The organism is Xanthomarina sp. F2636L (assembly GCF_026410195.1).
Taxonomy (GTDB): domain Bacteria; phylum Bacteroidota; class Bacteroidia; order Flavobacteriales; family Flavobacteriaceae; genus Xanthomarina.
Window position 1 is genome coordinate 702,056 of record NZ_JAPMLM010000068.1, and the last position, 14,162, is coordinate 716,217.

10 protein-coding genes are annotated in these 14,162 nt (G+C 32.0%); 6 read left to right on the plus strand and 4 right to left on the minus strand.

From position 1 onward, the window contains the following. The first annotated feature begins 9 nt into the window (after positions 1-9). Complete coding sequence (gene lepA / locus OS191_RS10535; RefSeq protein ID WP_267155646.1) at positions 10-1,806, plus strand: translation elongation factor 4; 1,797 nt, start codon at positions 10-12, stop codon at positions 1,804-1,806. A 101-nt stretch (positions 1,807-1,907) separates the two neighbouring features. Here the strand turns inward: lepA and OS191_RS10540 are convergent, their stop codons facing one another. Further along, positions 1,908-3,788, minus strand: a complete 1,881-nt coding sequence (locus OS191_RS10540; RefSeq protein ID WP_267155647.1) for a cation:proton antiporter — start codon at positions 3,786-3,788, stop codon at positions 1,908-1,910. A gap of 180 nt (positions 3,789-3,968) precedes the next feature. Next, on the minus strand, positions 3,969-4,319 hold the full coding sequence (locus tag OS191_RS10545) for a DUF202 domain-containing protein (RefSeq protein ID WP_323370110.1): 351 nt from the start codon (positions 4,317-4,319) through the stop codon (positions 3,969-3,971). A 145-nt stretch (positions 4,320-4,464) separates the two neighbouring features. Between OS191_RS10545 and OS191_RS10550 the strand changes: the two genes are divergently transcribed. Genes OS191_RS10550 through OS191_RS10560 form a run of 3 tightly spaced genes read left to right on the plus strand, consistent with a single transcriptional unit; the run spans position 4,465 to position 8,836 of the window. Further along, a complete protein-coding gene (locus OS191_RS10550) occupies positions 4,465-5,325 on the plus strand; it encodes an MBL fold metallo-hydrolase (protein WP_267155648.1) in 861 nt (286 codons plus the stop codon). A gap of 15 nt (positions 5,326-5,340) precedes the next feature. Beyond that, positions 5,341-6,951, plus strand: a complete 1,611-nt coding sequence (locus tag OS191_RS10555) for a S8 family peptidase (RefSeq protein ID WP_267155649.1) — start codon at positions 5,341-5,343, stop codon at positions 6,949-6,951. A gap of 58 nt (positions 6,952-7,009) precedes the next feature. Continuing rightward, on the plus strand, positions 7,010-8,836 hold the full coding sequence (locus tag OS191_RS10560) for a M1 family metallopeptidase (RefSeq protein WP_267155650.1): 1,827 nt from the start codon (positions 7,010-7,012) through the stop codon (positions 8,834-8,836). A gap of 62 nt (positions 8,837-8,898) precedes the next feature. Here the strand turns inward: OS191_RS10560 and OS191_RS10565 are convergent, their stop codons facing one another. Together OS191_RS10565 and OS191_RS10570 are read right to left on the minus strand one after the other, a co-directional pair. Then, the gene (locus OS191_RS10565) at positions 8,899-10,098 is read right to left on the minus strand and encodes a succinylglutamate desuccinylase/aspartoacylase domain-containing protein (protein WP_267155651.1); all 1,200 of its coding nucleotides are present in this window, start codon (positions 10,096-10,098) and stop codon (positions 8,899-8,901) included. Next, a complete protein-coding gene (locus OS191_RS10570; RefSeq protein WP_267155652.1) occupies positions 10,095-11,951 on the minus strand; it encodes a CBS domain-containing protein in 1,857 nt (618 codons plus the stop codon). The genes OS191_RS10565 and OS191_RS10570 overlap by 4 nt, the downstream gene beginning before the upstream one ends. A 131-nt stretch (positions 11,952-12,082) precedes the next feature. On the opposite strand from OS191_RS10570, the gene rnpA reads away from it, so the two are divergent. Together rnpA and OS191_RS10580 are read left to right on the plus strand one after the other, a co-directional pair. Then, positions 12,083-12,460: a ribonuclease P protein component gene (rnpA, locus tag OS191_RS10575; RefSeq protein ID WP_267155653.1), complete on the plus strand. Its 378-nt coding sequence runs from the start codon at positions 12,083-12,085 to the stop codon at positions 12,458-12,460. A 7-nt stretch (positions 12,461-12,467) separates the two neighbouring features. Continuing rightward, positions 12,468-14,105 carry a S41 family peptidase gene (locus OS191_RS10580; protein WP_267155654.1) on the plus strand — a complete coding sequence of 546 codons (1,638 nt, stop codon included), beginning with the start codon at positions 12,468-12,470 and terminating at the stop codon, positions 14,103-14,105. Positions 14,106-14,162 lie beyond the last annotated feature (57 nt).

A 14,162-nucleotide genomic window follows, 5' to 3' on the forward strand; every position in this document is an offset into this window, starting at 1 on the left:
TTAGATTTTATGAAGCACATTAGAAACTTTTGTATTATAGCACATATTGACCATGGTAAAAGCACCTTGGCAGATAGATTATTGGATTATACTGGTACTGTTACAGAACGTGAGAAAAAAGAACAGCTATTGGACAGTATGGATTTAGAGCGTGAACGTGGTATAACTATTAAATCTCATGCTATACAAATGGAATATACTTATAAAGGTGAAGAGTATATTTTAAATTTAATTGATACGCCTGGCCACGTAGATTTTAGCTACGAAGTATCTCGCTCTATTGCTGCATGTGAAGGGGCTTTATTAATTGTTGATGCTGCGCAAAGTATTCAAGCACAAACTATTTCTAACCTATATCTTGCTTTAGAAAACGATTTAGAGATTATTCCAATACTTAATAAAGTAGATTTACCAAGTGCTAACCCAGAAGAAGTTACTGATGATATTGTCGATTTGTTGGGTTGTGAACCAGAAGAAGTTATTCATGCAAGTGGGAAAACAGGATTTGGTGTAGATAATATTTTAGCAGCCATTATAGAGCGTGTACCAGCTCCAATAGGTGATCCAAACGAGCCTTTACAAGCTTTAATTTTCGATTCGGTTTACAACCCGTTTCGTGGAGTAGAAACCTATTTTAGAGTTCTAAATGGTACTATAAAAAAAGGGCAAAATATTAAGTTTATAGCTACTGGTAAAAGTTATTTCGCTGATGAAATAGGAACTTTAAAGCTCAAGCAATACCCTAGAAAAGAAATAAAAGCAGGAGATGTAGGATATGTGATTACTGGAATAAAAGAAGCAAAAGAAGTAAAAGTTGGAGATACATTAACAGATGCTAAAAATCCAACAACCAATATTATTGAAGGTTTTGAAGATGTAAAACCAATGGTTTTTGCAGGTATTTATCCTGTAGATACAGAAGATTACGAAGAGTTAAGAAACTCCATGGAAAAACTACAACTTAATGATGCTTCCTTAGTGTTTGCTCCAGAGAGTTCTGCCGCTTTAGGTTTTGGGTTTAGATGTGGTTTCCTTGGAATGCTTCATATGGAAATTATACAAGAACGTTTAGAGCGTGAATTTGATATGACTGTTATTACAACAGTTCCTAACGTTAGCTACCATGCGTATACTAGAAAACATCCAGATGTTCCTGTTATTGTTAATAATCCAACCGATTTACCAGATCCTTCAGGTTTAGATCGTGTTGAAGAACCATATATTAAGGCTACCATTATTACTAAGTCAGATTTTGTTGGAAACGTCATGTCTTTATGTATTGAAAAAAGAGGTATGGTTCTCAATCAAACCTATTTAACTACAGAACGAGTTGAAATGACTTTTGATATGCCTTTAGCTGAAATTGTTTTCGATTTCTACGATAGATTAAAAACAGTTTCAAAAGGATATGCGTCTTTTGACTACCATCCAATTGGTATGAAAACATCCAAACTAGTTCGTGTAGATATATTATTAAATGCACAACCTGTTGATGCTCTTTCCGCATTAATTCATGCAGATAACGCGCATAATATTGGGAAGAAAATGTGTGAAAAGTTAAAAGAATTAATTCCAAGACAGCAGTTTGATATTCCAATTCAAGCAGCCATTGGAGCAAAAATTATTGCTAGAGAAACTATAAAAGCTTTACGTAAAGATGTAACGGCTAAATGTTATGGTGGTGATATATCTAGAAAACGTAAACTTCTTGAAAAACAGAAAAAAGGTAAAAAACGTATGAGACAGGTAGGAAATGTTGAAATACCTCAGCAAGCATTTATGGCTGTTTTAAAACTGAACGATTAGGTACTAGCTTGTACTTAAAACATAAACTAAGAAGCTTAAAAATCATAAAACAACTAGGTTTGTTTTATGATTTTTTGCTTCTTTTTATTTAATTATAATAACTAATTACTTTCGCGATTTTTCACGCCATTGGTTTCTTTCTTTACATCTTCTACATCAAAAGGCTTACCAATATAAACCAGTTTCCAACCAGGCTCTAAATTCTCAAGAGTTTCTTCTTTATCTGCTTTTACCACAAACAAATCGTTTTCATGATCTTTTATAAACAGAGGAATTATGTCTTCGTCTTTACTTGTAATTTCAATTAAATCATAATAATGTTCTTTATCTTTCAATTCAATCTCTTGAATGGAAGGATATTTATTTATAACATTAGTTAGAGAATTAAAATCGTCTGTATAAGAGAAAATACCTTCTGAAGGAATATTATCTTTTGATTCTAACATTTCTGTAGATGTTAACAACCTATAAGAACCATTTTCACCAAATTTATCTCCAAACTGTTTAATAGCATACTTATTAATATCTGTATTTCCTGTTAAGGCCATTAAAAAGCCCATATCGTTAAGTTCAATATTATCTAATAATTTATCTGAATAAATATTGGTGTTCATGGCCTCTAAACCAAGCTCATCAGCTTTGGCGATATTGTTCTGATTGCTATCAATCAAGACTACATGCCTGCCATTTTTCTCCAAATAATGTGCTAATAACCTTGGGAGTTTAGAAGCACCTACAATTAAAATTCCTCTAGATTCTGTTAAAAATACGCCAACTATCTTAGCAAACATTCTAGCCGTTGTAGCATTGAGGATAACGGTTCCTAATACTATCATAAATACTAAAGGGGTAATATATTCGGCTCCAGGAACACCTTCTTCAGCCAGCTTTAATCCAAATAAAGAAGCAATACCAGCCGCAACAATCCCTCGAGGACCTACCCAGCTAATAAATAATTTTTCTTTTAGTTTTAAACTAGAACCTTGAGTACTTAAAAATACACCTATTGGTCTTAAAACAAATACAACTACGGCAAATAAGATGACTGTGTTCCAATTGTAGATTAACATTAAATCTTCAAAATTAATATCTGCTGCCAGAAGAATAAACAGAATGGATATTAACAAAACACTTAAAGATTCCTTGAAATACAATAATTCTTTTAAGTAAGGCGACTTGGAGTTTCCTAAAACCATTCCCATAACCACTACGGCAAGTAAACCAGATTCGTGGGCAAACTCATCGGCAAGAATAAAAACTCCTAATACAGCTGCTAAAGAAAACACATTCATTAAATAATGTGGTACCCATTTCTTGTTGAGAATTAAATTTAACCCATGAGCGAAAGTAAATCCAAACGTGGTACCAAATAACACAATTTTTCCAAACTCTATAAAGGCTGTTTTGGTAAATTCTCCTCCAGCATCCACACTAATAAATTCGAATACTAATACAGCAACTAAGGCTCCTATAGGATCTATAAGAATACCTTCCCATTTTAAAACGGCCGAGACATCTTTTTTAAGAGGAATATTCCTTAAAATAGGCGTAATTACCGTAGGTCCGGTTACAATAATCAAAGCTGAAAATAAAAAAGAAATCTCCCAACTTAAGTAAAAGATGTAATGTGCTGCAATGGCAGCCCCAAAAAAGGTTACAATAGATCCCACTGTAATTAACTTGGTAATAACTGGACCTACATTTTTTATTTCACCTTTTTTAAGAGTTAAACCGCCTTCAAATAAAATAATACTAATTGCTAAAGACACAAAGTAAAACAAGCTTCCACCTGGGAAAAGTCCTTCTTCCCCATTCCATCTAGGTTCAATCCACTTGGTGCCATCTTCACTTAAAAACTCTGCCGCAATAGGTCCAACAAACAAACCTATAAGGATTAAAGGTAAAATAGCTGGTATTTTAAGTTTCCATGCTACCCATTGTGCTAATATGCCAAGTATAATAATGCCTGCTAATTCAATCATATATAAGTTCTAAGGTGACACCTTTTTTATAAAGTTCTTAAAAGAGATGTTCATTTTAAATAAAAAAACCATGGCAAAATAATGTTTTTTTATTTTAAAGCTATAAATTTCATACTATTAATACGTAAAAAAGCTTCAATAAATAAGTTTAAAAAGGATGTAAGGAAAAATATGAAAATTTTAATCCTCATTTTTGGATTCAGACATATAATACAAGCGTTTTAAGCTCTTTTTAAGTAAAACAAACCTGTATAAGCCAATAATAAAAAAGAGAGCTGAAAATACTAAGGACAATAGTCCTAAAAACTTGAAATTAGGAAAATCTTTAAGCTGAAAAAATGCAATACCTCCAAGCAATAAATATAAAGACGACCTAATATAAGACAGCAAAGTACGTTCGTTAGCTAGTCTAGTACGCTCAATGGCTAAGTAGTCTCTTAAAATCACTTCTTCATCTGGTTTAAAATCTCTCCCAAACCGAAGTAATTTCATTTTCTTAATTTTTAAAGGTCCTGGGGTTAGTGTTTTCATAAATGATTTTTTATAAAATTAGGACTAATATTTAATAGCAACAAATTAATTATTCTTTAGAGAACCTAATTCAAATGTTAAAAAACAACTAATATCCATGTATAATTTTCACTTATATAAGGTGTTTTAGTAATTTGCAGACATTATGAAATTATATCCAATTGAATCCGGAAATTTTAAATTAGATGGTGGCGCCATGTTTGGAGTTGTTCCTAAATCTTTATGGCAAAGAACCAATCCTGCCGACAGCAATAATATGATTGATATTGCTGCACGTTGCTTGTTAATTGAGAATGGTAATAAACTTATTTTAGTTGACACAGGGATGGGTAACAAACAAAGCGATAAGTTTTTTGGCTACTATTATCTTTGGGGGAATAACAACATTGATAATTCCTTAAAACAATTTGGCTTTCATAGAGACGATATTACAGATGTTTTTATGACACATCTTCATTTTGATCATTGTGGTGGCTCTGTTCAATGGAATAAAAATAAGACAGGTTACGAACCAGCTTTTAAAAATGCTCATTTTTGGAGCAATAAAGACCATTGGAAATGGGCAACTCAACCTAATAATAGGGAAAAAGCCTCTTTTCTGAAAGAAAACATTCTACCTATGGAAGAAAGTGGTCAATTAAAATTTACCTCGCTACCAGATACAGATATCCTAAAAAACTCAGAACTAGGTTTCGATCTATTTTTCGCAAACGGACATACAGACAAACAAATGATCCCAATGATTAACTACAAAGGAAAAACCATTTGTTTTATGGCAGATTTATTACCTACTGCTGGACATATACCTTTGCCTTTTGTAATGGGCTATGATACAAGGCCTTTGTTAACTCTAGACGAAAAAGAAAAATTCCTGAATTTAGCGGCAAATAATAATTATTACTTATTTTTGGAGCACGATGCACATAACGAGATTATTACAGTAAAACATACAGATAAAGGCGTGCGACTTAATAATGTTTATACTTGTGATGAAATATTTAACTAATACACATAAATTAAAATGAAATTAATGAAACCTTTTATGCTTTCAGTACTTGTTGCTGCCACATTATCTAGTTGTGGTGGAGGTGCTGATATTGTATCAACACCTGTTGAAAACATAGATTCTGTTGCTTTAAAAGTATCAGAATTAACTGAAAACGAAAAACAAACTTGGGGGCATTTAGATCTTGTAAAAGATACTATTCCAGGTATGAGCGTTGAAAAAACTTATGCTGAAATTATAAAGAATAAAAAAGGTCAATCAGTTATTGTTGCAGTTATAGATTCTGGTATTGATATTGAACATGAAGACCTAAATGGTGTTTTGTGGACTAACAAAAAAGAAATACCTGGAAACGGTATTGACGATGATAAAAATGGTTATGTAGACGATATTTATGGATGGAACTTTTTAGGAGATGCCTACGATGAACAATTAGAATATGTACGTATTCTTGCAAAAGGTGACACTACAGATCCTCAATATGCTGAAGCTCAAGCTGAATACGACAAGGAATACCAAGAAACTGTTGGAAGAAAAGCACAGTACGATCAAATTTATGAACAAGTAAAAAGTGCTGATGATGTGATTGCAAAATTCATAGGTAAAGAAGATTACACTAAAGAAGATGTTCAAGCTATTGAAACAGAAGACGAGAGTGTAACCAAGGCTATGGGAGTATTAAACTTTATGTACGGAAATGGTTTTGATGACACGAAAGTAGCGTTAAAATCAATTAAAGAAGGTGTAGATTATTTTACAGACAAATTAAACTACAACCTAAATAAAGACTTTAATGGAAGAACAACTGGAGATAATCCAGACGATTTATCTGATGTTGGATACGGTAACAATAACGTGATGCCTTCTGAAAAAGGAGAAAGTCATGGAACTCATGTTGCTGGTATTATTGCTGCAGAACGTGGGAATGGAAAAGGTGCAGATGGTGTTGCAAATAATGTGCAAATTATGAGCTTAAGAGCTGTTCCAAATGGCGATGAGTACGATAAAGATATTGCTTTAGCCATTAGATATGCTGTAGATAATGGAGCTAGTATTATCAATGGAAGTTTTGGTAAATATTATTCTACCCATAGCGACTGGGTAAGAGATGCCATTAAATACGCTAGTGATAATGATGTTATATTTGTAAATGCTGCAGGAAACGAGGGGATTGATTTAGACCAAAAAGAATGCTATCCTAACGATCAAGTAAACAATGGTCCAGAAGTATCAACCACCTTTATTACAGTTGGTGCCTTAGAACCTAAGTATGGAGCTAATATGGTTGCAGGTTTTTCTAATTACGGAAAAATTAATGTAGATGTTTTAGCTCCAGGAGCTAAAATATACTCAACAACTCCAGAAAATGAATACGACACTAAAGGAGGAACTTCTATGGCTGCCCCTGCTGTTGCTGGGGTAGCTGCTTTAATTCGTTCTTACTATCCAAAATTATCTGGAGCTCAAGTAAAACAAATTATTATGGATTCTGGATTAGCTTTATCTACTAAAGTAGTGGTTGGAGGAGATACAGAAGATGTTAGACCTATTGGAGAATTATCTAAATCTAGCAAAATAGTAAATGCATATAACGCATTAATTATGGCAGATCAATTATCTAAATAATATTATATTAAACCAAAACCTCACCTTTTAAAAGGTGAGGTTTTTTAATTCATTTAAAATGAAAAATTCCTTTTTATTACTTTTTAGTTTAGGCTTTCTTATTTCAACTGCAAATACCAAAGAAATAGAGCCAAATAAAAAAGCAAACAATACTGGATATTGGCAACAGCATGTAGATTACAAAATGGATATTACCATGGATGTAACCAATTACAGATACACTGGAACCCAACAGTTGGTTTATACCAATAACTCTCCTGATGTATTAACTAAAGTATATTATCATTTATATTTTAATGCTTTCCAACCAGGAAGTGAAATGGATATAAGATCTCAAACTATCGCAGATCCAGATGGACGTGTTGGTGATAGAATTGGAAAATTAACACCAGACGAAATTGGTTATATAAATGTAACCTCATTAAAGCAAGATGGGATTATTTTAAATTACGATGTTGTTGGAACTGTTTTACAGGTACAATTACACAAACCTATCCAACCAGGCGAAATAATAACTTTCGATATGATTTTTGATGGTCAAGTACCAGTTCAAGTTCGTCGTTCTGGAAGAAATAGTTCTGAAGGTGTAGCTCTATCAATGACACAATGGTATCCAAAATTAGCAGAATACGATTTTGAAGGTTGGCATGCTGATCCATACATTGGAAGAGAGTTTCATGGGGTATGGGGAGACTTTGATGTCACCATAAACATCGATAAAAACTATGTCGTTGGAGGTACTGGTTACCTACAAAACCCTAACGAGATTGGTCATGGTTACGAAACTGGAGAAGTAAAACAACCTGAAGGAGATATGCTGTCTTGGCATTTTAAAGCTCCTAAAGTACATGATTTTACTTGGGCTGCAGATCCAGAATATATTCATGAAACCATGCAAGTTCCTGATGGTCCAATGCTACATTTCTTTTATAAAAAAACATTAGAAGCTGAGTATTTAGAAAACTGGAAGAAATTACAGCCTAAAACAGTTGAGTTAATGGAATATTTTAGTGAACATATTGGTGAATATCCTTACGAACAATACTCTGTTATTCAAGGTGGAGATGGAGGTATGGAATACGCTATGAGTACTTTAATTACTGGAAAACGTAAATTAGGTAGTTTAGTTGGCGTTACAGCTCATGAATTAGCTCATAAATGGTTTCAGTTTTTACTAGCTACTAACGAGCTTAAATACTATTGGATGGACGAAGGTTTTACAAGCTATATTAGCGATTATGCTATGGATGTCGTAATGGGAACCAAAGACACAAATCCTGTTGCAAGTGCTTATAGAAATTATTTATACTTAGCAACTTCTGGGAAAGAACAACCTTTAACTACGCATGCAGATAGATTTGAATACAACCAATCCTATGGGATTTCAGCTTATAGTAAAGGAGCCGTATTTTTACAGCAATTAGCTTATGTTATTGGAGAGGAAAATTTAAAAACTACGATTAAAAAGTATTATGAAGATTTTAAATTTACTCACCCAACCTCTAATGATTTTATACGTACGGCTGAAAAAGTTTCAAATTTAGAATTACAATGGTACTTAACAGATTTTACCAAAACTACTAACACTATTGATTATGGTGTAAAAGCTGTTAGTGGCAATGCCATTACTTTAGAGCGTATTGGAATCATGCCAATGCCAATAGATTTAACCATTACTTATATTGATGGAACAACCGAAGATTATTATATTCCTTTACGCATGATGAGAGGTAAAAAACCAACCACAGCTACTCCTTTATCAGACTGGGCTTGGGCATATCCTACCTATACGTTTGAAGCATCTAAAACTATTAAATCAGTTCAAATAGATCCAAAAGAATGGATGGCAGATGTTAATAAAGTGAATAACAAATTTGAGTTTTAAATATTATAAAGCTTAGAATAAACATAAAAAAACCTGCTAGTTAAAAAAATTAGCAGGTTTTTTTATTGCTTAAACCAAGTTTCATTTTTATACAATTCAAGCTTAGAAACCCGTTCTCTATTATAGAGTAACATACGAGTTTTATCTATTTGCTGGTTTCTAAATCCAAAGATGTGAAAAATTTGTTTGGCTAAAAATTTGGTTACTTTTAAATTTACTGATAAAATACCTTGAGTTCTATCATACCAAGAAATTCCTGGAAGAAAAATCAATAGATTATCCAGTTTATATTTACGTAAAAACTCAGAAATTTTAAGAAAAATAGGAGAAATACTTCTAATAATAAAAAAGCCTTCTGCTCCTTGATTTTGGTATAATGGCATAAAAATTCTGGCATTATATTTAGAGTAAATAGCTTGCTTATTACTTTCGGCTAAATGGATGCCTTTGGAAATGGTTTGAAAACTTTTAAAACCTTCACGCATTTTAAAAATTTCTTTAGACTTAATTTTATAGAGATAGGTTATTTCAAAAATATCAGCCATGTTATTAGATTGATGTTTCAATCTGTTCCAATGAAATTCAAAATCTGTAAGTACATTTTTATCCATGGCATGAGTAAAAAACAAGCTTAAATTAATAAAAGATTCGCAATTTAAAACGGCATCTATGTCATCATGTTGACCAGATTCAAATCCTAAAGACACATAACCTAATTGATTGATGTAACTTAGTAAAGGACCATTTAAATACTCTTCAATGCCCAAAACAACAGGAACAGGATATAGTTGCGAAAATTTTCTGTTGATTAAAGCATCGTTTATGGTAATAAATGGTAAAGTTTTACTAGAAGTTGTATGAAAATCTATAAAATAAATAGGTCCGGAATGTTTTTCTTTTATATCATTTAGTAACTTATATATTTCATGTTGTTCCTTTTCTTCCAAAGTTAATTTTTCCTTATAAGTTAAGACATCTAAATTTTCCTGAGTCCACAATCTGTTTAAATCCTGTTCAAGATATCTTTTGTTTTCAGAAAGGGCTTTTAAATTTCCGGAAATAGCATATACTGTACCTTTTAAATTAGTACTTGAAATGTTTTTAATAACATTGTTTAAGGCAAATACTCCAGCTGTTTCATTGCCATGAATACCTGCAAAAAAAACAAGTGTAGGTCCATCTTTATCACCAGAAACTTTAGCCAATAGTCTCTCTATCTGGATTTCTTTTTCTAAAGCGTTGCTTCTAACTTGTGTTATCAATTAATAAAATCTTTTGAAGTAATTAAACCTACTAATTTCCCCTTTTCCAAAACAGGTAAACAATTAATTTGATGACTTTTCATTAATATTTTTGCAGTTTCTAAAGCGTCATATTGAGAAATGGTAATCAGGTCTTTCGTCATGACTTCTTCAACTGAAATACCTTTATCTATAATTAGTTTTGAAAGTTCTTTAACATCGGTGTCAGTTATTAGTCCCACCAATTTTTTAGTCTCATCAATAACTGGCATATGCCTAATTTTCTTCCAAGTCATCATATTCTTAACCAATTGTAAACTATCGTCTTTATGAACAGAAAAAATATCTGTACTCATGGTGTGTTTTACAAAAAAAGTACTTCTGTCCAGTTCAATTTCATTTTCTTTAATCATATTCCAAGATCCAATTGGATAGTTGTGCTCTTGTTTTTCATATAATTCTGAAGTTATTATTTGAGCCGTTTCAAACTTACTTTTTGTTTTAGATAACTGTCTGTGATTTTTAATAAGCCATTGCGATCCATTATAAGATTTTACACGATTTTCAATAATAGTTAGATACTTTTCAACATCAGCAGGATCTACCCCTACGCTATATAAGCCTTTATAGGCCATTGGTAATAAGTGGTCTAAAATTAATTGCTGACTGGACATATAATTACCATCCCAAAAAAATTGGGTTCCCATGCCATAACGAGCTGCGCTAAAAAAGTTAGATTTAACATCTTTAAAATCCCATTTCTCATGGATATTTTCAAAATTTGCAGGTTTTCCATGCATAAGTCCAACCCAAAACATCATGTTTGCAATTTCGTCTGTAGTTGTTGGTCCTGAAGGAATGTATCTATTTTCAATTCTTAAATGAGGTTTGCCTTCTCCAACACCATAACAGACTCTATTCCACCTATAAACGGTACCATTATGTAAACCCAAAGCTTTAAGTTTTGGTATTTCGCCACGTTCTATCATGTCGACACTATCTGTAATATACTCTGAAGTAACCAAACTTCTAAATCTAGAAATATTATCTCTAAAAATATCTGTAACGGTTCCTGTTTCCCAATTGTTTCCAAAGCTAACTCGCGACTGATTTTCATTCAGTAAAAAAGAATTTGCTCGGGTATCTACACTTTGTGTAAATAAAGCTATTCGGGTTTCTGCCCACAATTCTTTTCCAAAAAGCATAGGAGAATTGGTACAAATACTCAATACAGGTCCTGCAATGGCTTGTGCCCAATTATAGCTATCTATAAACGTATCTGGATGAATTTGTAAATGCATTTGAAAACTGGTATTGCAACCTTCTAACATAACTGAATCATGTATTAAACTAAGTTCGTCAACACCTTTTATATGAATATGAAAATCTTGGTTCCTAGATTCCTTTACAGCATCGTTTAATACAAAATATCGCTGAATAGGAGTCATATTATCTACAGTAATATGTTTTAAAGATAGTGTAGGAAGTATTCCAGTTAATAAAATTTTAGAATCGTGCTTTTTTGCTACTTGTTTTGCTTTTTCTAAAAGTGTGGTTAGTTGATGTTCTAACTTGGAAAAACAATCACTTTTAAGTTCTACTGGATCTAAATTAATTTCTAAATTAAAGTTTCCTATTTCAGTAGTAAAATGGGCATCGTTGATATCTTCTAAAATATCAAGAGCATTATTGTTTGGAAAAAAAGCCTTATCCACAATAAAAAACTCTTGCTCTGCTCCTATTCTTAAGGGTTCTTTTTCAATTAAATTGCCTTCAAGCATTAAATCTAAAGCTTCTAGATCGTTCATTAAATGATGAATATAATTTGCGTGTTCTTTTTTATTTTGAAGTTTTGTAACATGTAAATTTCCCATCTTTAAAGTATATTGATTTTAAAGATTTAAGTTACAGGAAATCTGTAAAATAAAATATGACTTATATCATATTAAAAAAGGAGGCTTAAAGCTTATTTGTATTTATTACATTTGTTTTATTGTTAAAATTTATGAACGCATCCTATCCAAAAAAAGAAAAGCTTAAAAGCGAAACCCTTATTTCGAAATTATTTCTAGAAGGAAAATCGGTTTCAGCTTATCCTTTAAGGATGATTTATCTTAAAACTAATTTTGATGAGACTGTCTTAGTAAAAGCTGGAGTCTCCGTTTCTAAACGAAATTTTAAAAAAGCTGTCGACAGAATTCGTATAAAACGTCTATTACGTGAAGCATATAGATTAAATAAAGCGTCTTACTTTAACAACTTAACAACACAATATGCGTTTATGATTTTGTACATTGGGAAAGAAAAACCAACTTTCGTTGAAGTTGAAGCTAAAATGAAACTATTACTTCAAAAATTTGTAGACAAAAGCACTAAAGAATAAATTTCTTATGAAGAACAGATTTAAGAGACTCATTGTCATTCCGGTATTTACTATTACTATCTTTTTTACAGGCTCTGCCTTTCAAAATGATTTCTTTGAAATTGCTAAGCAAATAGAGATTTTTACCACCTTATTCAAAGAAATTAATATGAATTATGTGGATGAAACCAATCCTGCCGATTTAATGGATACGGCCATAAAAAGCATGCTAAAAGATTTAGATCCGTACACAAATTTCTATAACGAACAGGATGTTGAAGCAGAACGCATAAGGCGAACAGGAGATTATACGGGAATTGGAGCTAAAGTTAGAACTCTACAAGACAGGTTGGTTATTGTAGAACCCTATAAAGAATATCCTGCAGATAAAGCTGGCTTAAAAGCTGGTGACGAAATTATTAAAGTGGGAGACCTGGTTATTTCTAACTATAAAGACGATGCAGGCGATTTACTTAAAGGCACACAAAACTCTTCTGTAGAAGTTACCTATTTACGTCAAGGAAAAGAATATGAAGCAACTATAAAACGCTCTGAAATAGAAATTGATGCTGTGCCTCATTTTTCTATGATAGACGAAAAAACAGGCTATATTGTGTTAAGTACTTTTAATAATAAAGCCTCTTCGCAAACGGGTTATGCTCTAAAAGATTTAAAAGCTCAAGGTGCAGAACGTATTATTTTAGACTTACGTAGTAATCCAGGTGGTTTGCTTCACGAAGCTGTAAATGTGGTCAATTTATTTGTGCCTAAAGGACAATTGGTAGTTACTACAAAATCGAAAGTAAAAAAGTATAATAGAACCTATTACACACAAAAAGATCCGTTAGACATAGAAATTCCGCTAGTGGTTTTAATTAACGGAAGTAGTGCCTCTGCCAGCGAAATTGTTTCGGGTTCATTACAAGATTTAGATAGAGCTGTTATTCTCGGTTCTAGAAGTTTTGGTAAAGGGCTGGTGCAGCGACCTAAACCATTAACCTATGGCACACAAATTAAAATTACCATTTCAAGATATTACACACCTTCTGGACGTTGCATTCAAGCTTTAGATTATCTAAATAGAGATGACGAAGGAAACGCTGTAAGAATTGATAGTAAAGAATATCATGAATTTAAAACTAAAAATGGTCGCCCTGTATTTGATGGAGGAGGTGTCCTTCCAGATGAAACCTTTGAAATATCTAATAATTCAGCTATTACTGATGCCATTATAAACGATTATTTGATTTTCGATTACGCAACAGATTACTATTATAAGCATTCAGATTTAGATGAAATAGACGATTTTAAATTAAAAGATTCAGATTTTAAAGACTTTAAAAACTATTTAAGCACCAATAACTTCTCGTTTATAACAGAAACCGAAAAATCTTTAAAAACTGTTTACGACAATGCTATAAAAGAAGAATTAGACGATAATATAAAAGCAGATTATAACAACTTATTATCCAATTTACAAAACTCGAAAGAGTTGGCTATCAACGAAAATAAAGAACAGATTTTATCCTTATTAACAGACGAAATTGTAAAACGTTATGCGTATAGAGAAGGCTTGTATGATTATTATAAAACTCATAATTTAGAAATTCAAAAAGCCACAAATATCCTCTCAAACCCTATAAAATATAAAGACTATTTAAGGTAATCTTAGTTCCATTGAAATATTCAATGTAAATACTTATATTTACTTGAAACTTCATGT

Excerpts from the sequence above, each read along its gene's own strand:
- OS191_RS10550 (WP_267155648.1), top strand. The coding sequence starts at position 4,465 with ATGAAATTATATCCAATTGAATCCGGAAATTTTAAATTAGATGGTGGC.
- OS191_RS10540 (WP_267155647.1), bottom strand. The coding sequence starts at position 3,788 with ATGATTGAATTAGCAGGCATTATTATACTTGGCATATTAGCACAATGG.
- OS191_RS10545 (WP_323370110.1), bottom strand. The coding sequence starts at position 4,319 with ATGAAAACACTAACCCCAGGACCTTTAAAAATTAAGAAAATGAAATTA.
- OS191_RS10560 (WP_267155650.1), top strand. The coding sequence starts at position 7,010 with ATGAAAAATTCCTTTTTATTACTTTTTAGTTTAGGCTTTCTTATTTCA.
- OS191_RS10555 (WP_267155649.1), top strand. The coding sequence starts at position 5,341 with ATGAAATTAATGAAACCTTTTATGCTTTCAGTACTTGTTGCTGCCACA.
- lepA (WP_267155646.1), top strand. The coding sequence starts at position 10 with ATGAAGCACATTAGAAACTTTTGTATTATAGCACATATTGACCATGGT.
- rnpA (WP_267155653.1), top strand. The coding sequence starts at position 12,083 with ATGAACGCATCCTATCCAAAAAAAGAAAAGCTTAAAAGCGAAACCCTT.
- OS191_RS10570 (WP_267155652.1), bottom strand. The coding sequence starts at position 11,951 with ATGGGAAATTTACATGTTACAAAACTTCAAAATAAAAAAGAACACGCA.
- OS191_RS10580 (WP_267155654.1), top strand. The coding sequence starts at position 12,468 with ATGAAGAACAGATTTAAGAGACTCATTGTCATTCCGGTATTTACTATT.